The following is a 24,958-nucleotide window of genomic DNA, read 5'->3' on the forward strand; positions in this document are numbered from 1 at the left end:
TGCGTCGATCATGGACTTGTGGTGGGCGGTAGGTGGTGATTCACACCTTTCGCGGGGCACCACAACTTCATGATCGACGACGCAAAAGACGGGCATGGGACGACGACGGCGGGCGCCCTCGTAGGAGGCGCCCGCCGTTGGTGTGTCGTGGTCTAGTTCTGGGCTGCGGTTCTGGACGGGGTCAGGCGGTCCGGGGTGGCGTCCAGGCTGGAGATCCAGCCGGTGACGTCACGGGCCACGTCCTGCGCGGTCAGGCCCAGGTCCGCGAGGATCTGCGCGCGGGTGCCGTGCGGGTGCCAGTCGGCCGGTACGCCCAGGTCCTTCAACGGCACCCGGACGTCGGCGTCGCGCATCGCCTGGGCGAGCGCGTCGCCCACCCCGCCGACCCGTACGCCGTCCTCGACGCTCACCACGAGCCGGTGGCTGGCGGCCAGCTCGACCAGTTCCGCCGGAACCGGGCGCACCCAGCGAGGGTCGACGACCGTCACCCCGTAGCCCTGCTCGGCGACGCGGGCGGCCACCTCCATGCCCATCTGCCCGAAGGAGCCGACGGCGACCAGCAGCACGTCGGTACGCGCCGACTCGGCCAGTACGTCGACCGGGCCGACCCGGCGCAGCGCCGGCAGGTCCGCGGCGACCGCGCCGGTCGGGAAGCGCACCACGGTCGGGCCGTCGTCGACGGCAAGGGCCTCGCGCAGTTCCTCGCGCAGCGTGGCGGCGTCGCGGGGTGCGGCGATCCGCAGACCGGGCACCACCCCGAACACCGACATGTCCCAGATGCCGTAGTGGCTGGGGCCGTCCGGGCCGGTGATGCCCGCCCTGTCCAGCACGAAGGTCACCGGCAGCTTGTGCATCGCCACGTCCAGCAGGACCTGGTCGAAGGCGCGGTTGAGGAACGTGGCGTAGACCGCGACCACCGGGTGCAGGCCACCGAGTGCCAGCCCGGCCGCCGAGGTGGCGGCGTGCTGCTCGGCGATGCCGACGTCGTACACCCGCGCGGGGTACTTGCGGGCCAGCTTCGCGATGCCGGTCGGCTCGGCCATGGCGGCGGTGATGCCCACCACGTCCGGTCGTTCGTCGGCGACGGCCAGCAGCTCGTCGGCGAAGACGTGGGTCCACTTGACCGAGGGTGCGGCCAGCAGCGCGCCGGTCTCCACGTCGAAGGCGCTGCCGGGGCCGTGCAGGCAGTCCGCCTCGTCCTCCTCGGCCGGGCGGTAGCCGTAGCCCTTGCGGGTGACGGCGTGCACGATCACCGGGCCGCCGAAGTTCTTCGCGGCGCGCAGCGCCGACTCGACCGCGGCCACGTCGTGCCCGTCCACCGGGCCGACGTACTTGATGCCGAGGTCCTCGAACATCGCCTGCGGGGCGACGGCGTCCTTGATGCCCTTCTTGACCGCGTGCAGCACCTCGTACATCGGCTTGCCGACCAGCGGCGTGGAGCCGAGGGCGTCCTTGACGGTGTCGAGGACCTTCTCGTAGCCGGGGTTGAGCCGCAGCGACGAGAGGTGGTCGGCGAGGCCGCCGATGGTCGGCGAGTAGGACCGGCCGTTGTCGTTGACCACGATCACCAGGGAGTTGCCGGCGGTGGCGATGTTGTTCAGCGCCTCCCAGCACATGCCGCCGGTGAGCGCGCCATCACCGACCACGGCCACGACGCTGCGCGCCTCGCCCCGCAGCGCGTACGCCTTGGCCAGGCCGTCGGCGTAGGAGAGCGCGGTGGAGGCGTGCGAGTTCTCGATCAGGTCGTGCTCACTCTCCGCCTGGCTGGGGTAGCCGGAGAGGCCACCGCGCTGGCGGAGCTTGTCGAAGCCGGCCTGGCGTCCGGTGAGGATCTTGTGTACGTACGCCTGGTGGCCGGTGTCGAACAGGAGCCGGTCGCGGGGGGAGTCGAAGACGCGGTGCATGGCCAGCGTCAGCTCGACCACACCGAGGTTGGGCCCGACGTGCCCGCCGGTGCGGGAGACCTTCGCGATCAGGAAGTCCCGGATCTCCGCGGCGAGAACGTCCAATTCCTCGCCCGACATCCGCTTGACGTCCTGCGGACCGCGGACCGTCCCCAGCAACCGACCGTGGTTGGCCGTGTCCTCTTCAACGCTCATGACCGGAGAGTCTATCGGCCGCCCGGTACTCCGCAGCCCGACCCGAGCCTCCCGAGCCGTACCGGGCGGCTGAGCGCCTGCTCAGGCACGGATCCCTGGCCGGCTCTCGTCCGCCGGGACCAGCAGCCCGACCAGTTCGACGTGCTGCGTCATCGGGAACAGGTCGAAGCCGCGCAGCGCGGCCAGCCGCCAGCCGAGGTCGGCGAACGTGCGGACGTCCCGGGCGAAGGCGGCCGGGTCACAGGCCACGTACGCGACGGCGCGCGGGCCGGCGGCGACGATGTCGCGCACCACCGGGGCGCCCGCGCCGGAGCGCGGTGGGTCGAGCACCACCACGTCGACCGGGCCGGTGATCCGGCGGCGGGCCAGCGCGGTCTCCACCCGGGCGGCGACCACCTCGACGTGGGGCAGGTCGGCCAGGTTGGCCCGGGCCGCGTCCACCCCGTCCCGGCTGGACTCGACCAGGGTGACCCGGGCGTCGCCGACCCGGCCGGCGAGGGCCGCGGCGAACAGCCCGGCGCCGCCGTAGAGGTCCCAGGCCACCTCGCCCGGGCGCGGGTCGAGCAGCTCCAGCACGGCCGTCGTGAGGGTGTCCGCCGCGGCGGGGTGCACCTGCCAGAAGGCGGACGCGGGCAGCGTCCAGTCCCGGCCGGCGGCCACCTCGCGGACCTCGGACGGCCCGCTCACCGGGGTGGACACACCGTCCCGGACCTGCGCGACGGTCACGTCGCCGCCGCTGCTGGCGACGGTCTCCACCGCCTCGGCGGCGGGCCAGAGCGCCCCGGTCGGGGTGAGCACCGGAAGCTGCTGGATGGCCGGGTGGGCGATCCGGCAACGGTCGATCGGCACCACCTCGTGCGAGCGGTGCTTGAGCAGCCCGGCCCGGTCCGCGGCGTCCACCGCGTAGCGGACCCGCGAGCGCCAGCCGAGCAGGCCACCGGGCAGCGCCTCGACGCGGACGCCGAGCCGGTCCAGGTCGGCGTCGGTCAGCCCGCCGAGGCGGACCAGCTGCTCGCGCACCACGGCGGCCTTCCACGCCAGCTGGGCGTCCGGAGCGACGTGTTGCAGGTCACAGCCACCGCAGGCGCCCGGCTTCGCGTACGGGCAGGGTGGCTCGACCCGGTCCGGCGAGGCGTCCAGCACGGTCACCGCGTCGGCCCGGACGAACCCCCGGTGCACCTCGGTGACCTCGACGAGGACCCGTTCGCCGGGCAGGGCGTGCCGGACGAAGACCACCTGCCCGTCGACCCGGGCCACGCAGTGCCCGCCGGGCGCGACGGCGTCGACGGTGAGTTCGACGCGTTCCGCCTCGGCCAGCCCACGCTCCGGTGCCGCCGACGTCGCGGCAGCACCCACGCCCGCCTCAGTCACGGTCGGCCCCGCCCTGGCCACGGTCGACCGCGCCGCCGCCACCGGCCGGCGCGGAGACCACCGGCGGGACGTCCGGCGGCACCGGGCCGCGCAGGCCGATCCGTGGGCCACGCGCCGGGGTCCGGGACAACGTGGCGTCCAGCCGGTCCAGGTTCTTGCTCGCCGTCGAGGCGAGCTGCCACGGCACGCTGACCACCATCACCCCCGGTTCGAAGAGCAGGCGGCCCTTGAGACGCAGCGCGCTCTGGTTGTGCAGCAGGTTCTCCCACCAGCGGCCGACCACGTACTCCGGGATGAAGACGGTGACCACGTCCCGGGGCGACTTGCGGCGGGTGGAGGCGACGAAGTCCAGGATCGGGCGGGTGATCTCCCGGTACGGCGAGTCGATCACGGTGAGCGGGATGGCCATCTCCCGACGTTCCCACTCGGCCTGCAGAGCCCGGGTGTCCTCCTCGTCCACGTTGACCGTCACGGCGGTCAACGTGTCCGGCCGGGTGGCCCGGGCGTACGCGATGGCCCGCAGGGTCGGCTGGTGCAGCTTGCTGACCAGCACGATCGCGTGGTTGCGGGCGGGCAGCACGGCACGGCCCTCGTCCGGCGGGGTCAGTTCGACGGCGATCCGGTCGTAGTGCCGGCGGATGGCCAGCATCAACACGTAGATCACCGCCATGGCGGCGATCGCGATCCACGCGCCGAGCAGGAACTTGGTGATCAGGACGATCACCAGCACCGTGCCGGTCAGGCCCGTACCGAACGTGTTGATGGCCCGGGACCGCTGCATCCGGCGGCGCGCCTCGGGATCCCGTTCGGTCCGCAGGCGCCGGTTCCAGTGCCGGATCATGCCGGCCTGGGAGACGGTGAACGAGACGAAGACCCCGACGATGTAGAGCTGGATGAGCCGGGTCACCTCGGCCTGGAAGCCGACGATCAGCACGATCGCGAAGAGGGCGAGGAAGACGATGCCGTTGGAGAACGCCAGCCGGTCGCCCCGGGTGTGGAACTGGCGGGGCAGGTAGCGGTCCTGCGCGAGGATCGAGCCGAGCACCGGGAAGCCGTTGAAGGCGGTGTTCGCGGCCAGGAACAGGATCAGGGCGGTCACGCCGGCCACCACGTAGAGCAGGATCGACCCGGAGCCGAAGACCGTCTCGCCGAGCTGGGTGGTGACGGTCTTCTGCACGTACCCCTCGGGGCCGGAGACGATCTGCAGGGCCGGATCCTCGACGAACTGCAGGTGGGTGAGCCGGGCCAGCCAGATGATCCCGACCAGCATGCTCACCGAGATGCCGCCGAGCAGCAGCAGGGTGGTGGCGGCGTTACGGCTCTTCGGGGCCTTGAACGCCGGCACCCCGTTGGAGATCGCCTCGACGCCGGTGAGCGCGGCGGCGCCCGAACTGAACGTCCGCAGCAGCAGGAAGATGAGCGCGAAACCGGTCACGCTGTGCTCGGCCTGGATGACCAGATCGGCGCTCGGCGCGCGGAGGTCGTCACCCAGCACGAACACCCGGACCAGCCCGGTGAGCAGCATCCCGGCCATCACGATCACGAAGCCGTACGTCGGGATGGCGAACGCCGTGCCCGACTCGCGCAGACCGCGCAGGTTCACCGCGCTCAGCAGCACCACCGCGAGCACCGCGATGAGGACCTTGTGGGTGGCCACGAACGGCACCACCGAGCCGAGGTTGGCCACCCCGGAGGAGACCGACACCGCCACCGTGAGCACGTAGTCGACCAGCAGGGCACTGGCCACCCCGACACCGAACCGCGGGCCCAGGTTGACCGTGGCGACCTCGTAGTCACCTCCCCCGGAAGGGTAGGCGTGCACGTTCTGCCGGTAGCTGGCGACCACCGTGAGCATCACCACAACCACGGCCAGGGCGATCCACGGCGAGAAGACGTACGCGGAGGCGCCGGCGATGGAGAGGGTCAGCAGGATCTCGTCGGGCGCGTACGCGACGCTGGACAGCGCGTCGGAGGCGAAAACGGGCAGCGCGATGCGCTTTGGCAGGAGGGTGTGCTGCAGCCGGTCGGACCGGAACGGTCGACCGAGGAGCAGGCGCTTCAGTTGCGAAGTGGGACTGGCCACGAACGCCAAGGGTACGACCACCACGGTGGGAGCGTGGGGGTGGGCGATCGTGGCCGATCCGCGCGGCAGGGTACGGTCGGTCCCCGCTGGGCATCCGGACGTGGCAGGCTCGCACTCGTCAGGCCACCGGCAGCGGAGCGGTACGCACCTTGGGAGGGACAGCGTGCACGTCGTGATCATGGGCTGTGGCCGGGTCGGGTCGACCCTCGCCCACAGCCTGGAGTCCCGGGGGCACTCGGTGGCGGTGATCGACCAGGACGCCGACGCCTTCCGCCGGCTCGGCCCCGACTTCGCCGGGATCACGGTGACCGGGGCGGGCTTCGACGGCGAGGTGCTGCGGCAGGCCGGCATCGAGCGGGCGGACGCCTTCGCGGCCGTCTCCAGCGGCGACAACTCCAACATCATCTCGGCCCGGTTGGCCCGCGAGACGTTCGGCGTGTCCCGGGTGGCGGCCCGGATCTACGACCAGCGCCGGGCGCAGGTCTACGAGCGGCTGGGCATCCCGACCGTGGCGACGGTCCGTTGGACGGCCGACCGGATGCTGCGGCACCTCGTGCCGGAGGGCAACGTGGAGATCTTCCGCGACCCGACGAGCACCGTGTCGATCGTCGAGGTGCCCGTGCACAAGGACTGGATCGGCCGGCCGGTGCGCGTGCTGGAGGAGGCGTCCGGGGCGCGGGTGGCGTACCTGATCCGCTTCGGTATCGGCACGCTGCCCACCGCGTCCACCGTCGTGCAGGAGGGTGACCAGGTGTTCATGCTGGTCAGCGACGACATCGTGGTGACGGTCACGTCGGTGGCGGCGACGCCGCCGGAAGGGGGGCACTGAGCCATGCGGATCGCCATCGCGGGCGCCGGCAACGTGGGCCGCTCGATCGCCCAGGAGCTGATCGAGAATGGCCACCAGGTGATGCTGATCGAGCGCCAGCCGAAGATGCTGCGCCCGGACCGGGTGCCGGCCGCCGAATGGGTACTCGCCGACGCGTGCGAGGTGGCCAGCCTGGAGGAGGCCAACGTCGCCGGCTGCGACGTGGTCGTCGCGGCCACCGGTGACGACAAGACCAACCTGGTGCTGTCGCTGCTGGCCAAGACCGAGTTCGCGGTGCCCCGCGTGGTCGCCCGGGTCAACCGGGCCGAGAACGAGTGGCTCTTCACCGAGCAGTGGGGCGTGGACGTCGCGGTGAGCAAGCCGCGGGTGATGGCCGCGCTGGTCGAGGAGGCGGTCACCGTCGGCGACCTGGTCCGGCTCATGACGTTCCGGCAGGGCGAGGCCAACCTCGTCGAGATCACCCTGCCGCCGACCGCGCCCTACGTGGGTCAGCCCATCCACGCCGTGCCGCTGCCCCGCGACTCCGCGCTGGTGGCGATCCTGCGCGGCAAGCGGGTCCTGGTGCCCAGCCCGGACGACCCGATCGAGGCCGGGGATGAGCTGGTCTTCGTCTGCACCGCCGAGGTGGAGGACGAGGTCCGCGCGGTGATCCTCGGCCCGGACAGCGTCGAACGGACCCGCGGGGCGCGGTGAGCCCGCCCCCCGGGGCCGGCGGTGCGGGCCGCGCCGACGCTCAGGCGCCGGGCAGCGGGGTCGGTTGCGGCTCCCGGGTGACCCGGCGCACCGTCCAGACGGTGATCAGCAGCAGCAGCGCGTACGGCGGGTAGCCCAGGGCCAGCCGGGCCACGCCCAGCGCGGTGTCCTGGTGGGCCAGGTAGAGGCCGGCCTGCACGCCCACCTTGGCCAGCCAGACCACACCCCAGAGCACCGTCAGCTGGGTGAAGGTCCGCACCAGCTTCGGGTCGGTCCGCCACTCCGAGCGGCCCTTGGCGACCAGCACCGACCAGATCCAGCCGACGAGGGGCTGCCGGATGGCCGCCGAGATGAGCAGGGCCACGCCGTAGCCGATGCCGTAGAGGATGCCGGGGAGGTAGAAATCCCGTTCGTCGCCGGTACGCCAGGCGATGGCCGCGCCGACGCCGACGCCGAACAGGCCGTTGACCGCGTGCCGGATCGGCCGGCGCTGGGCCAGCCGCAGCACGGCGATCAACAGCGCGACGGCCACCGAGGCGATCACCGCGGGCCGCAGCTCGCCGATGATGTTGGCGAGGACGAAGACCACCACCGGGATGCTGGACTCGACCAGCCCCCGCCACCCGCCGAGCTGGTCGGCCATCTGCTCGGCGATCGTCGGCAGTCGCTCGTCGTCCTCGGAGCCGGTGTCCGGTTGTGCCGCCCGGTCCTGTCCCGTCGTCATCGCCGGCCTTCCGTCCGCAGCGCCGTCACTTCGGCGAATCCAGCTCGTAGTGCGGGTTGTAGATGACCTTGCGGTCGTCGCGCATCGCCACCCGGCCCCGCGCGGTCAGGTGCCGCCCCGGCTCGATCCCGGCGATGTGCCGCCGGCCCAGCCAGACCAGGGTGACGACGTCACTGCCGTCGTACAGGTCGGCCTCGAGGGTGGGCAGGTTGGTGCGCGGCGTGTAGACCACGGTGCGCAGCCGACCGGCGACCGAGACCACCTGGCCCCGGGAGCACATCTGGGCCGGGATGCCGCCGCACTCGGCGCTCTCCCGGCGCAGCTCCTGCGCGTCGATCTCGGCTTCGCTGGCGGTGAACCGTTGCAGGAGGCGCCGCAGCGACCCCCCACCCTCGTCGGTCATCATGACCTCCGCGTCACCCTCTCCACGCTCACCGGCCTCGACCGGCACTGGCCCGACCCCGGCGACGCCGGAACCGTGCCGCCAGCGTACGCCGACGGGGCCGGTTCCGGCGGGCCGGTGCGTGCCGGTCAGACCTGGCGTGGTTCGGCGGCGGGGGCGGAGCCGTCCTCGGCGCCCGCCTGGTCGGCGATCTCCCGGGGCAGCCGCAGCGGCAGCGGCTCGCGTACCGGCTTCGCCTCCTGCCCGCGGTCGACCACCAGGCCGTCCAGGCACTCGGCGAGCGGGCCGGCGGTGGCCGGATCGGTCGCCACCGGGCCCTGGAACACGCCACGGACCATCCAGCGCGGCCCGTCGACGCCGACGAACCGCAGGTTGGTCGGGCCGTCCGGGGTGCGCACCTGGGCGTGCAGCTCCGGGCCGTACTCGCCCTCGACCTCCTGGGCGGCGGCGCCGTCGCGCAGCAGCGACTGGCGGATCTCCTCGCGCACCTCGTCCCAGATCCCCTCGGACCGGGGGGCGGCGAAGACGCCGAGCTGCAGCGCGTTGTCCCCGTGCACCAGCACCACCTGCTGGACCACGCCCTGCGGGTCGGCCTGCACCCGCACCTCCACCTCGGCGATCGCCGGGATGTGCAGGCTGCCCAGGTCGAGACGCTGCACGTCGTCGTCGACCTCGGAGATGTCGTACGGGCCGCGCACCAGCGCCGACGCCGACCCCTCGGCGCCCTGGTCGAGGACCTCGGTGGTCCGCTCGTCGCGGGTCTGCCGCCCGGCACCGGCCCGCTTTCGGGAGAAGATCACTGCGCCCACCCTCCGCTGTTCACACTCACCCTGCCATCTCTTCCGTGCGCCCACGTCCGGGCTCGCCCGACCGCTGTTCGACCCGATCCTGACCAGCCGGCGACGGCTCCAGCCCGGCGTGTCCGCCGGTGGAACCGTGCCCGCCGGTCCCGCGTCGGGACCCGGGCAGCTCGGCCACCGGCTCGAACCGTGCCCGCGCGACCCGCTGGACCACGAGCTGCGCGATCCGGTCGCCGCGGGAGATCTTCGCCGGCGTGTCCCGATCATGATTGATCAGGTTGACCAGGATCTCACCCCGGTAGCCGGCGTCGACCGTACCGGGCGCGTTGAGCACCGTCACGCCGAGCCTCGCCGCCAGCCCGGAGCGGGGGTGGACCAGGCCCACGTACCCCTCCGGCAGCGCGATGGCGACGCCGGTGGGCACCAGGGCGCGGCCGCCGGGCGGCAGCTCCACGTCCGCGGCCGCCACCAGGTCGGCACCGGCGTCGCCGGGATGGGCGTACGTGGGCAGCGGCAGCTCGGCGTCGAGCTGCCGTACGGGCACGGGTACGACGTCGGTCACGGGTCCCTCTTCCGTCGGGTTCACGGGGTGACCCTGCCATCCTGCCGGTTGGCCGGGCCGCCGTGCGCCGTACCCTCGCAGGAGTGAGCATGTCGCCCTCCCCGTCCGCCGGTCAGCCGCCCGTGGCGGCCCGCACGGCGTACGCCGAACGGCTGGACCTGCCCTGGTGGCTGTGGCTGGTGGGGCTGGTGGCGGCCGCGCTGCTGGCCGTCGAGATCTGGATGGGCGGCTCCGGCGTGCGCGCCTGGCTGCCGTTCGCGGTGCTGCTGCCGGCCACCGCGGCCGGGTTGTGGTGGTTGGGCCGGATCCGGGTCGCGGTCGCCGACGGCGAGCTGCGGGTGGACGACGCCTGGTTGCCGGTGCGTTTCGTGGCCGACGTGGTCCCGTTGGACGCGGCCGGCCGTCGTGAGGTGCTCGGGGTGGGCGCCGACCCGCTCGCCTTCGTGGTGCAGCGACCGTGGATCGGCGGCGCCGTGCAGGTGGTCCTCGACGATCCGGCCGATCCGACCCCGTTCTGGGTGGTGAGCACCCGGCACCCGGTCGAGTTCGCCGAGGCGGTGCTGGCCGCGCGGGACGCCCTGCCGCTCACCGACCGTACGGCCGGCGAGCCGGGCTGATCCCGCGCCGCCGCCCGCTCAGGTGCCGGTGGGCGGGCCGGGCAGGGCCGGCGGTGGCGCCGGTCGGGCGATGCCGCGGCGCCGGAGGTCCACCTGGAGCTGCTCGGCCATCTGCTGAGTGGCCCGACGGTTGAGGAAGCTGGCCACCGCCGCGCCGGTGAGGAACGGTCCGAGGGTGGTGAGGTTGCGCCCGAAGCGCCGCAGCAGCATGTCCCGCAGTTCCTTGCGGGCGGCGGTGCCGAGCACCGCGCCCACCCCGACACCGGGCACCATCGGGTTGACCCCGCGCTGGGTGGCCCAGGAGTGCACCAGGGCGACCGCCCGCTGGCTGCCACCACCCGGCAGCGCCACGCCGTGGATCTCGTGCAGTTCGCCGACCAGCTTCAGCTCCACCGCCACCACGGCGACGGTCTCGGCGGCGAGCAGCACCGGCGCGGAGAGCAGGGTCGGTGCCACGGCCCACTCGACGGCGGCGACTCCCCCGCCGGCCGCGCCGATCGCGGCGGTGGTCCGTGACGCGTTGCGGATCAACCGCTCGGCCAGGGCGGCGTCGTCCAGCCCCGGAAAGTGTGCCCGCAGGGTGTCCAGGTCACGGACCGGCACGTGCGGGGCGATCTCGGCGACGGTGTCGACCATCCAGCGCACGGCGGCGCGGGGCTTGAACAGGTCGGCGATGCCCCGGGCGCGGGCCTGCCCCACCATGCGGGTGAGCAGTTGGCGGCGTCGGGCCGGCTCGATGTCGTCCGCGGTCAACGCGGCGACGGTGGCGCCGAGGTCGTCGGCGCCACCGTCGGTGGTCTCGCCTCGATCGCTCATGGGTCGAACCTCCCGGTGCTGTGGGCTACCCGTTACGAGTCAAGCAGGTACCCACCTGTGTCGCACGGCTACACCGGCAGCGGCGGCCCCGATCAGGAGGCCGCCGCTGGTGTCATGCGAGTCAGACGCACTCGCGGCAGATCAGCTCGCCGTTACGCTCGACCGCCAGCTGGCTGCGGTGGTGCACCAGGAAGCAGCGGGCGCACCGGAACTCGTCCTGCTGCATCGGTAGCACCTTGACCGTGAGCTCCTCGTCGGCCAGGTCGGCGCCGGGCAGCTCGAAGCTCTCGGCCACCTCGGCCTCGTCAACGTCCACCGCGCCCGACTGTGAGTCGACGCGCCGGGCCTTGAGCTCTTCCAGGCTGTCCTCGCCGAGGTCGACCTCGTCGCGACGCGGGGCGTCGTAGTCGGTGGCCATCGGTTTCACTCTCCCATATCGATGTTGTCGCTTCCCGGTTGTAACGCCGGACGACGCTGTTTCGGTTCCGTTGGCCGGCCACCACTTGTGTCGGGCACCCGACCCGGGGACCGAACGGGTCGAGCCCGCTGGGGCGACTCCCCTGCGAGCGCGGAACCTTACCCCCCCTTGGGCGAGGCATGTATACCGCCCTTGCGGCCTAGATGTACGCCCCCGCACGCGAAGTTGTTCCCAATGTGACTCAGGCGACACGAAGATAGGGGTAGTAGTACCCGCTTCGCGGTCGCCGCGCCGGCATGTCGGACTGTTTCCACGCGACGGCCGGACAACCGTTAACCTCAGCGGCGTATTCGACGGCCGGCGGTCAGAGATCGTTGCCACCCACCTGACGTCCCGGGGAGTGCCCTGATGAGTTTTGCGCGAGTGCGAGCCCTCGTCGTCGTCGGCCTGTTGGCGGTCATCGCCCTGGTCTTCGTCGTCGTGGCCGTGGTCCGCGACAGCCAGGGCGGGGCGGGCACCGCCGCGGGCTGCCCCGAGGGCTGGCCGCTGGCGGACCTGACCCTGCGCGAGCGCAAGGACGTGAAAATCAACGTCTACAACGCCACGAACCAGCCCGGCCTCGCCCGCACGGTCGCCGACGAGTTCAGCAACCGGCAGTTCCAGGTCAAGAAGACCGCAAACGAGAAGAAGCAGGTCGACGGCATCGCGGTGCTGCGGTACGGCCCGAAGGGCGTCGGCTCGGCGCACCTGCTCCAGGCGTACTTCCTCAACAACGCCGACCCGGGCTACGACGAGAAGCGCACCGACGACACGGTGGACGTGGTGCTGGGCAACGGCTTCCAGCAGTTGGCCACCACCACCGAGGTCAACCAGTCGCTCGGTGACTCGGGCGCGCCGGAGGCGCCCAAGGGCACCTGCCCGATGCCGGCCAAGAAGTAGCCGCTCAGGGGCCACCCGCGGCGTCCAGGTCGTCCAGGCGGTCGTGCAGCGGGGCGAAGAGGGCCTCCGGGGCCGCGAGCACCAGGTCCGGGCCGGCCGGCCGGCCCCGCAGGCCGGCCACCCGCAGGCCCGCCTCGCTCGCCACCAGGCCGCCGGCGGCCTGGTCCCAGGCCGCCAGACCCTTTTCGAAGTACGCGTCGACGCGCCCCTCGGCGGCCAGGCAGAGATCCAGGGCGGCGGCGCCGAGTCGCCGGATGTCCCGCACGTGACCGATGAGCCCGGCGACCACCCGGGCCTGGTGCGACCGGCGGGCGGCGTCGTACCCGAAGCCGGTGGCGACCAGCGCCTGCCCCAGGTCGGTCTCGGTCGAGCAGCGCAACCGCTGCCCCGCCCGCCAGGCGCCGCCGCCGACGGTGGCCGTCCACTCCTCGCCGGTGAACACGTTGCGCACCACTCCGGCGACCACCACGCCGTCGACCTCGGCGGCCAGCGAGACCGCGCAGTGCGGCAACCCGTACAGGTAGTTGACCGTGCCGTCGATCGGGTCGACGATCCAGCGCACCCCGCCGCCGGTCGGGCCGGTGGCACCTCCACCGTTCTCCTCGCCGTACTCCTCACCCAGCACCGGGTCGTCGGGGCGGAGCGTGGCCAGCGCGTCGAGAACCTGCCGCTCGACCGCCCGGTCGGCGGCGGTGACCACGTCGGTGCGGGTGCTCTTGGTCGCGGCGACCACGACCCCCTCGCCCCGCATCCGGTACGCGGTGTCGGCCGCCTTCCGGGCCACGTCGATCGCGATCGTGAGCAGTTCCTGCGGCGTCGGCGTCGAGCCGGTCATGGTTGTCCCTTTCCACACGTCAGCGTCCGCGCGCCATATGGCCGGCATGTCCGGTTTGTGTTGGTAATGTGCGCTAGGTGCTCAGCTCTCCGACCCCGTCCACGGCGCACCGGCCCGTTCCACCGCGATCCACCTGCGACCATCGCGCTCCGCACCCGAACCGCCACCACCCCAGAACCGTCCGTGCTGGTCAACCGGCACCTCGGGCCCGGTCCGCCCGCGGCCGGCCACGACGACGGAGGCCCCACGCGCCGTACGCGAGTATCATCCTTACTAAGTCCACATCAGCGCCGAATCGGCGGTCTCACCGCCGTTACGCAGTGCGGCGCAGGATGATCGCCGCAGTCGGCGTTACAATTCACCCCTGCCCACGCGCCACGGACCGCCGACCACCGGCCGGCCCGGGACACGGGGGCCCCTCAACCACGTCGCCCGGCCCGGTTGACCCATGCTGTGCCGGACGACCCGGCCGTGCCCGCTCTTCGCCTCCGGAAGGTCATTCGTGACAGAACCCCGCCAGACCGGCGCCGACGTTCGCTCGCTCACCGACACCCTGATCGCCCACGCGCAGAGCGCCGGTGGTCAGCTCACGTCGGCCCAGCTCGCGCGCACCGTCGAGTCCGCCGAGGTGACTCCGGCCCAGGCCAAGAAGATCCTGCGGGCGCTCTCCGAGGCGGGAGTGACCGTAGTGGTGGACGGCTCGGCGAGCACCCGCCGCCGGGTCGCCGCGGCCCGCTCCACGACGCCGGCGTCCCGGGCCACCACCGCCAAGACCACCAAGAAGGCCGCCGCGCCCGCGCCGAAGCAGGCGCCCGCCTCCGACGAGGCGCCGTCGGCGCCCGCCCCCCGCAAGGCGGCCCCCCGCAAGGTCGCCGGCAGCACCGCCGAGGTCGCCGCCGCCTCGCCGGCGAAGGCGACCAAGTCGACCCGGGCCACCAAGGCGACCGTCGCCGCGGCCGCCGGCGCCAAGCCGGCCAAGGTCGCCGGCAAGGCCAAGGGCGAGGGTGCCGACGGCGAGATCGACCCCGAGGAACTCGCCGCCACCATCGAGGACGTGGTCGTCGAGGAGCCGGCCGAGCTGGCCCAGGCCGCCGAGACCGACGCCGCCGCCTCCGCCACCGACAACGACTTCGAGTGGGACGACGAGGAGTCCGAGGCGCTCAAGCAGGCCCGGCGCGACGCCGAGCTGACCGCCTCCGCCGACTCGGTCCGCGCGTACCTGAAGCAGATCGGCAAGGTCCCGCTGCTCAACGCCGAGCAGGAGGTGGAGCTGGCCAAGCGCATCGAGGCCGGGCTCTACGCCGCCGAGCGGCTGCGCGCGGCCGACGAGGGCGAGGAGAAGCTCGTCCGGGAGATGGTCCGCGACCTGGGCTGGATCTCCCGCGACGGCGAACGCGCCAAGAACCACCTGCTGGAGGCCAACCTCCGCCTCGTCGTCTCCCTCGCGAAGCGGTACACGGGTCGCGGCATGGCCTTCCTCGACCTCATCCAGGAGGGCAACCTCGGCCTGATCCGGGCCGTGGAGAAGTTCGACTACACCAAGGGCTACAAGTTCTCCACGTACGCCACCTGGTGGATCCGGCAGGCCATCACCCGCGCCATGGCCGACCAGGCCCGCACCATCCGCATCCCGGTGCACATGGTGGAGGTCATCAACAAGCTCGGCCGCATACAGCGCGAGCTGCTCCAGGACCTGGGCCGCGAGCCCACGCCGGAGGAGCTGGCCAAGGAGATGGACATCACACCCGAGAAGGTGCTGGAGATCCAGCAGTACGCTCGGGAGCCCATCTCGCTGGACCAGACCATCGGCGACGAGGGCGACAGCCAGCTCGGTGACTTCATCGAGGATTCCGAGGCCGTGGTCGCGGTCGACGCCGTCTCGTTCTCACTCCTGCAGGACCAGCTCCAGCAGGTGTTGCAGACGCTCTCCGAGCGTGAGGCGGGTGTCGTACGCCTGCGTTTCGGACTGACCGACGGTCAGCCGCGGACGCTCGACGAGATCGGCCAGGTCTACGGGGTGACCCGGGAGCGGATCCGGCAGATCGAGTCCAAGACGATGTCCAAGCTGCGTCACCCGTCCCGGTCGCAGGTTCTCCGGGATTACCTGGACTGAGCGGGTTTCGTCAACCGAACGTGTCGTTTTGACCACCTGGTGTGCAACACCAGATGGTGATCGTCCGGATGCACGAATGTGATCGTTGACGTGGCACCCTGGGTGCACGGCACACTGTCCCTGCCATGTGTGACCTCGGTCCCCCGCGGGCACACAGGGAAGGCAAGGCCCGGCACGGGTGTTGCACGATAGGTGAGCAACGACCGAAGAGATTGTTCATCGGTGACGACCAGAGGAGGAAGGCGATGACCCCGACCCTCACGCCGCCGCCCGAGACGGTGGCGCCCCCAGCCGCCGATGAACGGTGCGACCGCTGCAATGCTGCCGGGAAGCTCCGGATCACTCTGGCGGGTGGGAGCGAGCTGGTGTTCTGTGGGCACCACGCGAACAAGTACGCGGAGGATCTCGTGAAGATCACCGAGCGGTTCGCAACGGAGCCCGATTTCAGCTGGCGTGGTGCCGATCTGATGGCGAACTAAATCCGCAAACCGACATAGCCGACCGGAGGCACCCTCTGGGTGTCTCCGGTCGGCTTTTTCTGTCCGAACGTCGCACGCCCGCGCCCCAGCGCCCAGCAGACAGACCCCGTGATCCACTCGGTTTCGTGGAAGTCGCGGTATCCACGCCTGATGGATACCGCGACTTCCATGGAGTCGAGTGGATCAACGCCGGATGGGGACGGCGGGGTGGGCGGGTCTAGAGGGTCTGGACGGTGGCGATGCGTTCCTCAAGCTGCTCGATCGTGGCCTGGGCGCTGGGCGGGCCGCCGCAGAGCCGGCGCAACTCGGCGTGGATCTTGCCGTGGGGTTGGCCGGTGCGGTGGTGCCGGGCGGCCACGAGGGCGTTCAGTTGGCGCCGGAGCGCCACACGGCGCTGGGCGGCACTCAGAGGTGCCGGCGGCGCCACGGTGGGCGCAGCGGCCGGCTGAGCGGCCCGCTCGGCGGTACGGCGGCGCTGGGCGGCGAGTTGGGCGGCCTGCCGTTTGGTCAGCAGCAGCGAAACCTGGTCGGCGGTGAGCAGCCCGGGGAGGCCGAGGTACTCCTCCTCCTCGGGGGTGCCGGCCTGGGCGGCGGTGCCGAACGACGCGCCGTCGAAGATCACCTGATCCAGCTCGGCGGTGGCGGAGAGCGCGGCGAACCGCTTCTCCAACTCCCCGCTGGCCTGGTCGTCGCGCTGCGCCCGCTCCAGCAGGTCGTCGTCGAGGCCGTCGGAGTCCTTGGGTTTACCGAGCACGTGGTCCCGCTCGGTCTCCATCTCGCTGGCCAGGCCGAGCAGGTGCGGCACGCTGGGCAGGAACACCGACGCGGTCTCCCCGGGTCGGCGGGCCCGGACGAAGCGGCCAATCGCCTGCGCGAAGTAGAGCGGCGTGCTGGCGCTGGTGGCGTAGACGCCGACCGCGAGCCGGGGGATGTCCACCCCCTCGGACACCATCCGCACCGCGACGAGCCACCGCTGGTCGGACGCCGCGAACGTCGCGATCCGCGCGGACGCACCCTGGTCGTCGGAGAGGACAACGGCGGCGTTCTCGCCGGTCACCTGCGCGATCAGCTTGGCGTACGAGCGGGCGGTCTGCTGATCGGTGGCGATGATCAGGCCACCGGCGTCGGGCATACCCGCGTTGCGCAGCACGGTGAGTCGGGCGTCGGCGGCCCGCAGGACCTGCGGCATCCAGTCCCCGGCCGGGTCCAGGGCGGTACGCCACGCCTGCGCCACCAGGTCCTGGGTCATCGGCTCACCGAGCCGGGCCGCCAGCTCGTCCCCGGCGTTGGTCCGCCACCGGGTCTCCCCGGAGTACGCCAGGAACAGCACGGGCCGGACGACGCCGTCGCGCAGGGCGTCGGCGTAGCCGTACACCGAGTCGGCCCGGGAGCGGAGCAGCCCGTCACCGCCGCGCTCGTAGCTGACGAACGGGATCGGGTTGTCGTCGGAGCGGAACGGCGTCCCGGTGAGCATCAGCCGGCGTACGGCGGGTTCGAAGGCGGCCTTCACCCCGTCTCCCCAGGAGCGGGAGTCGCCGGCGTGGTGGATCTCGTCGAGGATGACCAGGGTGCGTCGGGTCATGGTGCGCCGCCGGTGCACCTGCGGGGCCATTCCCACCTGGGCGTACGTGATGACCGCGCCGTGGAAGTCGGCCGCGGAGTGCACGTCGGCGTTGCGGAACGCGGCGTCGAGCTGGATGCCCACCCGGGCGGCGGCTTGCGCCCACTGGCTCTTCAGGTGCTCGGTCGGTGCGACCACGGTGACCGCCTCGACGGTGCCGTCGGCGAGCAGTTCCGCGGCGATCCGCAGGGCGAAGGTGGTCTTGCCGGCGCCCGGTGTGGCGACGGCGGTGAAGTCCTCGGTGCGCCGGCGCAGGTACTCCACCAGGGCCTTGCGCTGCCAGGCGCGTAGTGCCGGGAACGTCTCGAGCACCGGCGTCCGGGCTGCCACGCGAAGCTCCTCTCCGACCGCACGATGGCGGACCCCGGGCGAGGGCCACGAGTACCGCCGCCCATGAAAACGCCTCCGCGCAGTAGCTGCCGCGAAGGCCGACTCAGCATAACCAGCGCGGGCCCCACAGCCCAGGCGACGCCACGCTGGTCACATCCGTCACCCCTGTAGTACCGGCCTCACCACTCCGGGTCACCGGTGCGTGGTGGTCGCAGCGTCGCCACCGGCGCGGACCAGCGACGGCGCAGCGCGACCAGACGCAGCCCGAAGACCAGCACGGCGGCCGCGGTGAGCGGCGCCGGCCCGGTCCGCCCGGCGACATACAGCAGCACCACCGCGACCGAACCGGTCAGCGCGGCCACCGCGTAGATCTCCCGGCGCAGCACCACCGGGATCTCGGCGGTGAGCAGGTCCCGGGCGAGCCCGCCGCCGATCGCGGTGAGCATGCCGATCAGGCAGGCGCCGACGGCCGGCACCCGGGCGTCGAGCGCCTTGAGCGTGCCGGTCACGGTGAACAGCGCGAGGCCCGCCGCGTCCAGCACCAGCACGGTGGTGCGCAGTCGGGCCAGCTGCGGGTGCAGCCAGAAGACGGCGAGTGCGGTGACCGCGGCGGTGCCCGCGTACCGCCAGTCGGCGAAGGCCAGCGGCGGCACCTCGTCGATGGCCAGGTCGCGGAAGATCCCACCGCCGAGGGCGGCCACGAAGCCGACGAAAGCGACGCCGAACAGGTCCAGTCGCTTGGCCACCGCCGCCGAGGCCCCGGAGGCGGCGAAGACCGCCACCCCGGTGAGGTCGGCGAGGAGCAGGGCGGTGGAGGTGGTCACCGCCGCAGGCTACGTCGCCGGCCGGGTCGCCGGCCGGGCTTCACTCGCGGTACGAGTCGTAGATCTCCTTGCACTTGGGGCAGACCGGCGAACCGGGCTTGGCGGCCTTGGTGACCGGGAAGGTCTCGCCGCAGAGAGCGACGACGAAGGTGCCCATGACGGCACTCTCGGCGATCTTCTCCTTGCGGACGTAGTGGAACATCTCGGGACCGGTGTCGGCGTCCTTCAGCTCCGGACGCTCGAGAACCTCTGTGCTCACGTCTGCACCTCCAACCGTCAAGTTTGGCAGGTCATCACGGCCGGGTCCACTTGAGGCCGGCGCGGGCTCGACCCCGTACCGTGCCCGGTGTGACTGACTTTCGCATCAGCTACGGGACCGAGGTGGGCGACGCCCTGCGCGACGGCCGTCCCGTGGTCGCCCTGGAGAGCACCATCGTCTCGCACGGCCTGCCCCGGCCGGAGAACCTGCGCGTGGCCAGGGAGATCGAGCAGACGGTCCGGGACGCGGGAGCCGTCCCGGCGACGATCGGCATGGTCGGTGGCGAGCTGGTGGTCGGTCTGGACGACGCCCAGCTGACCCAGCTGGCCACCGTCGACGGAGTGAGCAAACTCTCCGTCCGCGACCTGGCGGTGGCCGCCGCGACCGGCGCGGACGGCGCCACCACGGTTGCCGCGACCAGTGCCGTGGCCGCCGCCGCCGGGATCGGGGTGTTCGCCACCGGTGGACTCGGCGGGGTGCACCGGGAGGCGACGCACACCTTCGACGAGTCGGCGGACCTGATCACCCTGGCCCAGACGCCGATCGCGGTGGTCTGCGCCGGGGTCAAGTCGATCCTCGACGTGGGGGCGACGCTGGAGCGGTTGGAGACCCTCGGGGTCGCCGTGGTCGGCTACCGCACCCGCCGCTTCCCCGGCTTCTACCTGACCGACGGCGGCTTCGACCTGGACTGGTCGCTGGAGTCGCCGGAGCAGGTCGCCGACGTGCTCGCCGCCCGCGACGGACTGGCCGTGCACACCGGCGGCCTGATCGTCGCCAACCCGCTGCCGGTGGACGAGCAGCTCGACCCGGAGCTGCACGACCGGACCCTGACCGACGGTCTGGCCCGGCTGGAGCGCGACGGGGTCACCGGCAAGGCCGTCACCCCGTACCTGCTGGCGCACTTCCACTCGGCCACCGAGGGCGCGAGCCTCGCGGTGAACGTCCGGATCATCCTGCGCAACGCCGACCTGGCCGCGCGGATCGCGGTCGCCTCGGCCGCCCGCACCACCGCCGTTCCGGCATGACCCGAGCGGCCCGGGTGGTCGTCGTCGGGGACCTGCTCACCGACGTGGTCGCGGTGCTGGCCGGGCCGCTCGCGGCGGGTTCGGACACCTCCGCCGAGATCAGCTTCGGTGGTGGCGGGCAGGCGGCCAACACCGCCGCCTGGATCGCCGCGCAGGGGGTGCCGGTCACGCTCGTCGGCGCGGTCGGCGACGACGAGGCGGGGCGGGAGCGGGTGGCCGAACTCGACCGGGCGGGCGTCGACTGCGCGGTGCAGCGCGTCGAGGACGCCCCCACCGGCACGGTGATCGTGCTGGCCGGCGACGCTGAGCGCACCATGGTCACCCAGCGGGGCGCGAACCTGCGGTTGAGCGCCGAGCACGTCGAGGCGGCCCTCGCGGCGGCGCCCGACGCCGGGCATCTGCACCTGTCCGCGTACACCCTGTTGGACGCCGGGTCGCGCGGCGCGGGCCTGCGGGCGTTGGCCGCCGCCCGCGAGCGCGGGCTCACCACCAGCGTCGACGCGGCGTCCGCGGCGCCGCTGCGGCGGGTCGGCCCGGCGGCGTTCCTGGCCTGGGTACGCGACGTCGACCTGCTGCTGGTCAACGTGGACGAGGCCACGGTGCTGGCCGGTGGGCTGGACCCGGCGGCGCAGGGGCGGGCGCTGTCGGCGACGGCCCGGCGGGTCGTGGTGAAGCGCGGCGCGGCGGGCGCGGTCTGGGTGGACCGGGGCGCGGTGGTCAGCGTGGCCGCGGTCCGGCGGGTGGCGGTGGTGGACGTCACCGGGGCGGGCGACGCCTTCGCGGCCGGTCTGCTCACCGCCTGGCTCGCCGGCGCCACCCCGACGGCGGCGATGGGCCGCGCCACCGACCTGGGCGCGCTGGCCGTCTCCACCGCTGGCGCACGGCCACAGCCGTGAGTGTGCGAACCCTGGCCCGCGCGGCGCGGGTCAGGGTTCGACGTCGATGACCTTGTGCGGGCGCTCCTCGGCGGTGAGGCTCATCGGCGGGGTGTCGTCCCGCTGGCGCCGGTGGAACCGGTTGGCCAGCCGGTGCTCCTCCTTGGGCGGCCGGTCGTTGGCCAGCAGCACCGCCAACCACGGGATGAGCACCATGCCGAGGGCGCACAGGGGCAGCCAGAGCCACAGCAGTGGGGCGTTCGCGCCGACCAGGATCGCGCCGGCGACGATGCAGGCCACCCGGATGCCCATCATCAGGACATAGCGGCGCTGACGGCTGGTGAGCTGATCGTGCTGGCTGCGCGAGGCGTCGGTGATCAGAATCGGCTGGTATGCCTGCCGCTTCACCATGGACCTCCTCGAGGGGGATACACCTCATCCTGTCACCGTGCGGCCGTGATCAGCGAACTTCGACTCATCCCGGCGCGTGTTACGCGCGTGGTACGCTGCGCGATGTGGGCAGCAGGTTCAGCTTCACCGACGAGGCGTTGGCCAACCTGAGGGTCTACGACGTCACACCCGGGGAAGTCTGGGAGGCGCTGCACAGCGCCCGACGGGTGATCCGCCACCTGGGCGACGACGTGATGGTGGTCTACGCCGCCGCCCGCCGGGGCCGCCGACTGGCGGTGCTGCTCGCCGAGGCCGATGGCACCGACAACGACTGGGACATCCTCTCCGCCCGTGAGCTGAGCGACGTCGAGTCCAAGCGCTACGACGAGGCCGTGCGGAGACATCGCCGATGAGGAGGCCGTGACGATGCACCGTAACGACGCGACCAAGCAGTTCCACAACGGCGACGACCGCATCGCCGACCTGATCGACGACAGCCCGGCGGTGGACCTGCCCACCCCCGACACCGACGTGCCGATGGTGAGCCGATCGGTGCGGCTGCCACTGGACACCTACGAGCGGGTACGCGCCGCCGCCGACGCCCGGGGCATCGGCGTCACCACGCTGATGCGGCAGTGGATCGAGGCCGGCCTGGCCGACCTGGACGACTCCGCCACCGTGTCGCTCGCCGACGTCCGGCGCGCGCTGGCCTCGCTGGCCCACCCGACCGCCGCCTGAGCGACCGGGTCAGCCCTTCGCGGCCTTCGCCGCCGCCTTGGCCTGCTGCTTGAACTCCCGCACCCGGCGCAGCGACTCGGCGTCGGTGACGTCGGCCACCGACCGGTACGCGCCCGGGTCGCCGTACCCGCCGGCCGCCTCCCGCCAGTCCTGCGGGGTCACCCCGAACCGCTTGCCGAGCAGCGCCACGAAGATCTGCGCCTTCTGCTTACCGAAGCCGGGCAGCTCGGAGACCCGGCGCAGCAGCTGCGGCCCGTCGGCGACCTCCGACCAGAGCAGCGCCGCGTCGCCGTCGTAGCGGTCCACCAGAACCTGGCACACCTCCTGCACCCGGGCGGCCATCGCCTTCGGGAACCGATGCAGCGCGGGAGGCTCGGCGAACAGCGCGACGAGCGCCTCCGGGTCGTACCCGGCCAACTCCGCCGCGTCCAGGTCGTGGCCGAGTCGCCGGGTGAGCACGTACGGCGACGAGAACGCCTTCTCCATCGGCACCTGCTGGTCGAGAACCATGCCGAGGAGCAGAGCCAGCGGGCTGCGCTCCAGCAGCCGGTTGGCCTCCGGGTCGATGGGCAGCACAAGCGTCATGGGCACCATCCTGCCCGTTCGCTCGGTCGGGGGTGAGAAACAGCCCTGACGTCGGCAGGTTTCGTCGGCCGCGTAGCTGGGACTGGAGACATGTTGCCGATACTGTCGGTGAGTCCTTGGAGGGAGGTAACCGTGCCTAGCCTGGAGAGGCCCCGCGTCGAGTACCGCACGCCAGAGGATCTGGTGCGTGACGTCACCGCCGGACTGGTGCGGATCCCGCCATTCCAGCGATCCTTCAAATGGGAAGCGGCGGACATCGTCCGACTTTTCGACAGTCTGTTACGCGGCTTCCCGATCGGAAACCTGCTGCTGTGGCGGCGTCCGGCGCCGGCGCAACGCCTCCAGGTCGGCCCGCTGGAAGTTGTGGCACCCGAGACGGCCGCAGCTCTTTGGGTCGTCGACGGCCAGCAGCGCATCGTCTCTCTCGTTGGTGCTCTGACCCGGGCGGACCGCTCGGTCGACCCGCGGTTCCGGGTCCATCTCGACCTAGACGCGGGCGAGTTTCACACTATCGGCAACCGTCAACGGCCGCCGCGTTCCTGGGTACCGGTCAGCTCCCTGCTGGACACTGCGGTCCTGCTGCGGTGGATGCGGGACAACTCCGAGTGGCTTTCCGAGGATCAACTCGCCCTCGCTGATCAGGCAGCAAAGGCGATACGCGAGTACCAGATTCCGACATACATCGTTCACTCGGCGGATGAGGAGGCCCTCCTCGAAATCTTCACCCGGATGAACACCACAGGGAAGCGGCTCACCAAGTCCGAAGTCTTTCAGGCGTTGCACACCGGTGCCGTCGGTGACGAGTTGAGCAGCTTGCATGGCCTCGGCCAGGTTCCGGCCACGCTCGGGTTCGGAACGCTCGACGACCGGCTGGCCTTGCGCTGCGTCCTTGCGTATCGGGGTGGCGACATCTTCCGAGAGGATTTCCGGCAGGAGTTCGGCCCTCAGGACGACCCGGCGGAGACGCTGCGGGAGGTGGCCGCACGGCTGCGGGAGGCTGTCGAATTTCTGCGCGGCGATTGCGGCATCCCGCACATTAGACTCTTGCCCTACTCACATGTACTGCCGATCCTGGTCCGGTTCGTTCGATTGCACGGAGCACCGGCCGGCCGACCAGCGACCTTGCTGCGACGCTGGGTCTGGCGCAGTGCCGTCGCGGGCACACGAGCCCGTGGGATTAGCGTTGCCGACGTCCGCAATCAGGTGGAATCGGTTGATGCACCCGACGCGCTGACGGCTGCGTCCAACGTGTTGCGGCAGGTGCAATCCTTCCCCGACTTCTCGGCGGAGTTGGACAAGGTCCACTTCAATCATGCGATGACCAAACTCAACACTCTTGGACTGCTCTCGGCCGAGCCACGCGATCTCGACAGCGGCGAGATCATCGACATCTCCCGGCTATTGGAACAGGGCAGTCCGTTACGGCCGCTGCTGCCCGACAGCAGCGGCTCCGCCCTGGGTACGATCGCCAACCGTTTCGTGCTTCCCCCCGGGGAACGCGTCACCCGCTCAGCCCTCGTGGACGCCTCCGCGGCCGTCGCGGCCAGCCACCTGATCACCGATGACGCCCGGCGTCTGGCACTGCGCGACGACTGGGCCGGTTTCCTGGAGATGCGGGCTCAGGAGTGCTCCCGGACCATCACCGGCCACGTCAATCGGATGGCCGAGTGGGGGGCGCGAGACGGACGATCACTCACGGACATACTGCGAACGGCCGCGTGACATGACCGGAACAACAGCCGAGGTGCGGCTACACGGACGGCGGGTCGGCGAACTTCAGTTTCACCAGGGTGGGTCCGAATTCATCTACGACGATGACCTCTCCTCGCCCAATCACCGGGTTCTCGGCCAGATCTTCGAGGACGATCCCCGGTCGATCCGACGCGCCCGGGTCGGTCTGACCCCCTGGTTCGCCAACCTGCTGCCCGAGGGCGCTCTGCGTCGCCAGATCGTTCGTGAACTCGGAGGCGGCAGAGTAGGAGACTTCACCCTGCTCCTCAGAGTGGGCAGCAACCTGCCGGGTGCCGTCACCGTGCACGCCGACAGCGAGCCAGAGGACGACTTTCCTCCGGAGACGGGTCAGCTCGACCATCCGCTGCGCCACTCGTTGGCCGGTGTGCAGCTCAAATATTCGATCTCGACCGACCGACTCGCCGTACCGGTGAGCGGACAGGGCGGTTGGTGGATCGTGAAGCTGCCCGACCAGAGTCTGCGTGACTTGCCCGCCAACGAATACCTGACGATGAGCTGGTTGGCTGCAGCCGGATTCCCGGTGCCGGCGGTGCATCTCCTGCGGGCGGATGAGGTCAAGGGTCAATGCCACGTAGCTTAAGTTGATCATGTTGTGTGGGGTCGAAGACGGTAGATGTGAACGGTGGCTGGGTCTGGGTGGCGGATGCTGGCCGGCTCGTCGCGATTCTTGACGCGGTAGCTGTTGTGGCGGGCTCGTTTGACGGCGCGGGGGCAGGTGCGTTCCCGGCGTTCGGGGATCAGCAGGGCGGCGAGGCCGGCGAGGTGGGCCGGTAGTTGG

General features: G+C 71.8%; 28 protein-coding genes. 12 read left to right on the top strand and 16 right to left on the bottom strand.

What is annotated here, in order from left to right:
* Positions 1-152: 152 nt before the first annotated feature.
* The 3 genes from dxs to F8271_RS16985 all read right to left on the bottom strand — a co-directional run bounded on the left by dxs (position 153) and on the right by F8271_RS16985 (position 5,553).
* Complete coding sequence (dxs, locus tag F8271_RS16975) at positions 153-2,099, bottom strand: 1-deoxy-D-xylulose-5-phosphate synthase (protein ID WP_151490742.1); 1,947 nt, start codon at positions 2,097-2,099, stop codon at positions 153-155.
* A gap of 81 nt (positions 2,100-2,180) precedes the next feature.
* A complete protein-coding gene (locus F8271_RS16980) occupies positions 2,181-3,470 on the bottom strand; it encodes a class I SAM-dependent RNA methyltransferase (RefSeq protein ID WP_225854586.1) in 1,290 nt (429 codons plus the stop codon).
* Complete coding sequence (locus F8271_RS16985; protein ID WP_151490743.1) at positions 3,463-5,553, bottom strand: APC family permease; 2,091 nt, start codon at positions 5,551-5,553, stop codon at positions 3,463-3,465. Before F8271_RS16985 ends, F8271_RS16980 begins: the two co-directional genes overlap by 8 nt.
* A 163-nt stretch (positions 5,554-5,716) precedes the next feature.
* Between F8271_RS16985 and F8271_RS16990 the strand changes: the two genes are divergently transcribed.
* Positions 5,717-6,382: a TrkA family potassium uptake protein gene (locus tag F8271_RS16990; protein ID WP_151490744.1), complete on the top strand. Its 666-nt coding sequence runs from the start codon at positions 5,717-5,719 to the stop codon at positions 6,380-6,382.
* A 3-nt stretch (positions 6,383-6,385) separates the two neighbouring features.
* The gene (locus tag F8271_RS16995) at positions 6,386-7,075 is read left to right on the top strand and encodes a TrkA family potassium uptake protein (protein ID WP_151490745.1); all 690 of its coding nucleotides are present in this window, start codon (positions 6,386-6,388) and stop codon (positions 7,073-7,075) included.
* A 40-nt stretch (positions 7,076-7,115) separates the two neighbouring features.
* Here F8271_RS16995 and F8271_RS17000 read toward each other — a convergent pair whose 3' ends face one another.
* From F8271_RS17000 to dut, 4 genes are all read right to left on the bottom strand, one after another.
* Complete coding sequence (locus F8271_RS17000) at positions 7,116-7,799, bottom strand: DUF3159 domain-containing protein (RefSeq protein WP_151490746.1); 684 nt, start codon at positions 7,797-7,799, stop codon at positions 7,116-7,118.
* Positions 7,800-7,824: 25 nt separating this feature from the next.
* A complete protein-coding gene (locus F8271_RS17005; protein ID WP_151490763.1) occupies positions 7,825-8,205 on the bottom strand; it encodes an OB-fold nucleic acid binding domain-containing protein in 381 nt (126 codons plus the stop codon).
* A gap of 125 nt (positions 8,206-8,330) precedes the next feature.
* A complete protein-coding gene (locus F8271_RS17010; RefSeq protein WP_151490747.1) occupies positions 8,331-9,002 on the bottom strand; it encodes a DUF3710 domain-containing protein in 672 nt (223 codons plus the stop codon).
* A gap of 25 nt (positions 9,003-9,027) precedes the next feature.
* Positions 9,028-9,564 carry a dUTP diphosphatase gene (gene dut, locus F8271_RS17015; RefSeq protein ID WP_151490748.1) on the bottom strand — a complete coding sequence of 179 codons (537 nt, stop codon included), beginning with the start codon at positions 9,562-9,564 and terminating at the stop codon, positions 9,028-9,030.
* Between the two features lie 83 nt (positions 9,565-9,647).
* On the opposite strand from dut, the gene F8271_RS17020 reads away from it, so the two are divergent.
* On the top strand, positions 9,648-10,181 hold the full coding sequence (locus F8271_RS17020; RefSeq protein WP_370461923.1) for a DUF3093 domain-containing protein: 534 nt from the start codon (positions 9,648-9,650) through the stop codon (positions 10,179-10,181).
* Between the two features lie 18 nt (positions 10,182-10,199).
* Here F8271_RS17020 and F8271_RS17025 read toward each other — a convergent pair whose 3' ends face one another.
* Positions 10,200-10,997 carry a hypothetical protein gene (locus tag F8271_RS17025; protein WP_151490749.1) on the bottom strand — a complete coding sequence of 266 codons (798 nt, stop codon included), beginning with the start codon at positions 10,995-10,997 and terminating at the stop codon, positions 10,200-10,202.
* 121 nt (positions 10,998-11,118) lie between these two features.
* On the bottom strand, positions 11,119-11,415 hold the full coding sequence (locus tag F8271_RS17030; RefSeq protein WP_007075406.1) for a DUF4193 domain-containing protein: 297 nt from the start codon (positions 11,413-11,415) through the stop codon (positions 11,119-11,121).
* 423 nt (positions 11,416-11,838) lie between these two features.
* Here F8271_RS17030 and F8271_RS17035 point away from each other — a divergent pair, with 423 nt between their 5' ends.
* Entirely contained in the window at positions 11,839-12,354 is a 516-nt protein-coding gene (locus F8271_RS17035) for a LytR C-terminal domain-containing protein (RefSeq protein ID WP_192580328.1), read from the top strand.
* Between the two features lie 4 nt (positions 12,355-12,358).
* On the opposite strand, the gene F8271_RS17040 is transcribed toward F8271_RS17035, so the two are convergent.
* Positions 12,359-13,189, bottom strand: a complete 831-nt coding sequence (locus F8271_RS17040) for an inositol monophosphatase family protein (protein ID WP_151490751.1) — start codon at positions 13,187-13,189, stop codon at positions 12,359-12,361.
* Positions 13,190-13,691: 502 nt separating this feature from the next.
* On the opposite strand from F8271_RS17040, the gene F8271_RS17045 reads away from it, so the two are divergent.
* Both F8271_RS17045 and F8271_RS17050 read left to right on the top strand, forming a co-directional pair.
* Positions 13,692-15,302, top strand: coding sequence for an RNA polymerase sigma factor (locus F8271_RS17045; RefSeq protein WP_151490752.1), 1,611 nt, complete (start codon positions 13,692-13,694; stop codon positions 15,300-15,302).
* A gap of 245 nt (positions 15,303-15,547) precedes the next feature.
* The gene (locus tag F8271_RS17050; protein ID WP_030337431.1) at positions 15,548-15,781 is read left to right on the top strand and encodes a hypothetical protein; all 234 of its coding nucleotides are present in this window, start codon (positions 15,548-15,550) and stop codon (positions 15,779-15,781) included.
* Positions 15,782-15,998: 217 nt separating this feature from the next.
* Here F8271_RS17050 and F8271_RS17055 read toward each other — a convergent pair whose 3' ends face one another.
* From F8271_RS17055 to F8271_RS17065, 3 genes are all read right to left on the bottom strand, one after another.
* Positions 15,999-17,732 (bottom strand): DEAD/DEAH box helicase, encoded by a 1,734-nt coding sequence (locus F8271_RS17055; RefSeq protein WP_151490753.1) that lies wholly within the window; start codon positions 17,730-17,732, stop codon positions 15,999-16,001.
* A 179-nt stretch (positions 17,733-17,911) separates the two neighbouring features.
* Entirely contained in the window at positions 17,912-18,556 is a 645-nt protein-coding gene (locus F8271_RS17060; RefSeq protein ID WP_151490754.1) for a trimeric intracellular cation channel family protein, read from the bottom strand.
* Positions 18,557-18,596: 40 nt separating this feature from the next.
* The gene (locus F8271_RS17065) at positions 18,597-18,815 is read right to left on the bottom strand and encodes a DUF3039 domain-containing protein (protein WP_007456912.1); all 219 of its coding nucleotides are present in this window, start codon (positions 18,813-18,815) and stop codon (positions 18,597-18,599) included.
* An 89-nt stretch (positions 18,816-18,904) separates the two neighbouring features.
* Between F8271_RS17065 and F8271_RS17070 the strand changes: the two genes are divergently transcribed.
* Both F8271_RS17070 and F8271_RS17075 read left to right on the top strand, forming a co-directional pair.
* Positions 18,905-19,840 carry a pseudouridine-5'-phosphate glycosidase gene (locus tag F8271_RS17070; RefSeq protein ID WP_151490755.1) on the top strand — a complete coding sequence of 312 codons (936 nt, stop codon included), beginning with the start codon at positions 18,905-18,907 and terminating at the stop codon, positions 19,838-19,840.
* Positions 19,837-20,736 (top strand): carbohydrate kinase family protein, encoded by a 900-nt coding sequence (locus F8271_RS17075; RefSeq protein WP_151490756.1) that lies wholly within the window; start codon positions 19,837-19,839, stop codon positions 20,734-20,736. Before F8271_RS17070 ends, F8271_RS17075 begins: the two co-directional genes overlap by 4 nt.
* 30 nt (positions 20,737-20,766) lie before the next feature.
* Here F8271_RS17075 and F8271_RS17080 read toward each other — a convergent pair whose 3' ends face one another.
* On the bottom strand, positions 20,767-21,126 hold the full coding sequence (locus tag F8271_RS17080; protein ID WP_192580325.1) for a DUF3099 domain-containing protein: 360 nt from the start codon (positions 21,124-21,126) through the stop codon (positions 20,767-20,769).
* Positions 21,127-21,230: 104 nt separating this feature from the next.
* On the opposite strand from F8271_RS17080, the gene F8271_RS17085 reads away from it, so the two are divergent.
* Together F8271_RS17085 and F8271_RS17090 are read left to right on the top strand one after the other, a co-directional pair.
* Positions 21,231-21,518 (top strand): hypothetical protein, encoded by a 288-nt coding sequence (locus F8271_RS17085; protein ID WP_151490758.1) that lies wholly within the window; start codon positions 21,231-21,233, stop codon positions 21,516-21,518.
* A 13-nt stretch (positions 21,519-21,531) separates the two neighbouring features.
* A complete protein-coding gene (locus F8271_RS17090) occupies positions 21,532-21,843 on the top strand; it encodes a hypothetical protein (RefSeq protein ID WP_151490765.1) in 312 nt (103 codons plus the stop codon).
* A 9-nt stretch (positions 21,844-21,852) separates the two neighbouring features.
* On the opposite strand, the gene F8271_RS17095 is transcribed toward F8271_RS17090, so the two are convergent.
* Positions 21,853-22,437, bottom strand: a complete 585-nt coding sequence (locus tag F8271_RS17095; RefSeq protein WP_151490759.1) for an HhH-GPD-type base excision DNA repair protein — start codon at positions 22,435-22,437, stop codon at positions 21,853-21,855.
* Between the two features lie 123 nt (positions 22,438-22,560).
* On the opposite strand from F8271_RS17095, the gene F8271_RS17100 reads away from it, so the two are divergent.
* Together F8271_RS17100 and F8271_RS17105 are read left to right on the top strand one after the other, a co-directional pair.
* On the top strand, positions 22,561-24,150 hold the full coding sequence (locus tag F8271_RS17100) for a DUF262 domain-containing protein (protein ID WP_192580326.1): 1,590 nt from the start codon (positions 22,561-22,563) through the stop codon (positions 24,148-24,150).
* 1 nt (position 24,151) lies between these two features.
* Positions 24,152-24,760, top strand: a complete 609-nt coding sequence (locus tag F8271_RS17105; RefSeq protein ID WP_192580327.1) for a type II toxin-antitoxin system HipA family toxin — start codon at positions 24,152-24,154, stop codon at positions 24,758-24,760.
* Between the two features lie 5 nt (positions 24,761-24,765).
* Here the strand turns inward: F8271_RS17105 and F8271_RS33230 are convergent.
* On the bottom strand, positions 24,766-24,958 hold a 193-nt coding region (locus F8271_RS33230), incomplete at its 5' end, for a hypothetical protein (protein ID WP_225854587.1).

Origin of the sequence: Micromonospora sp. ALFpr18c (genome assembly GCF_008868155.1) — a bacterium.
Taxonomy (GTDB): domain Bacteria; phylum Actinomycetota; class Actinomycetes; order Mycobacteriales; family Micromonosporaceae; genus Micromonospora.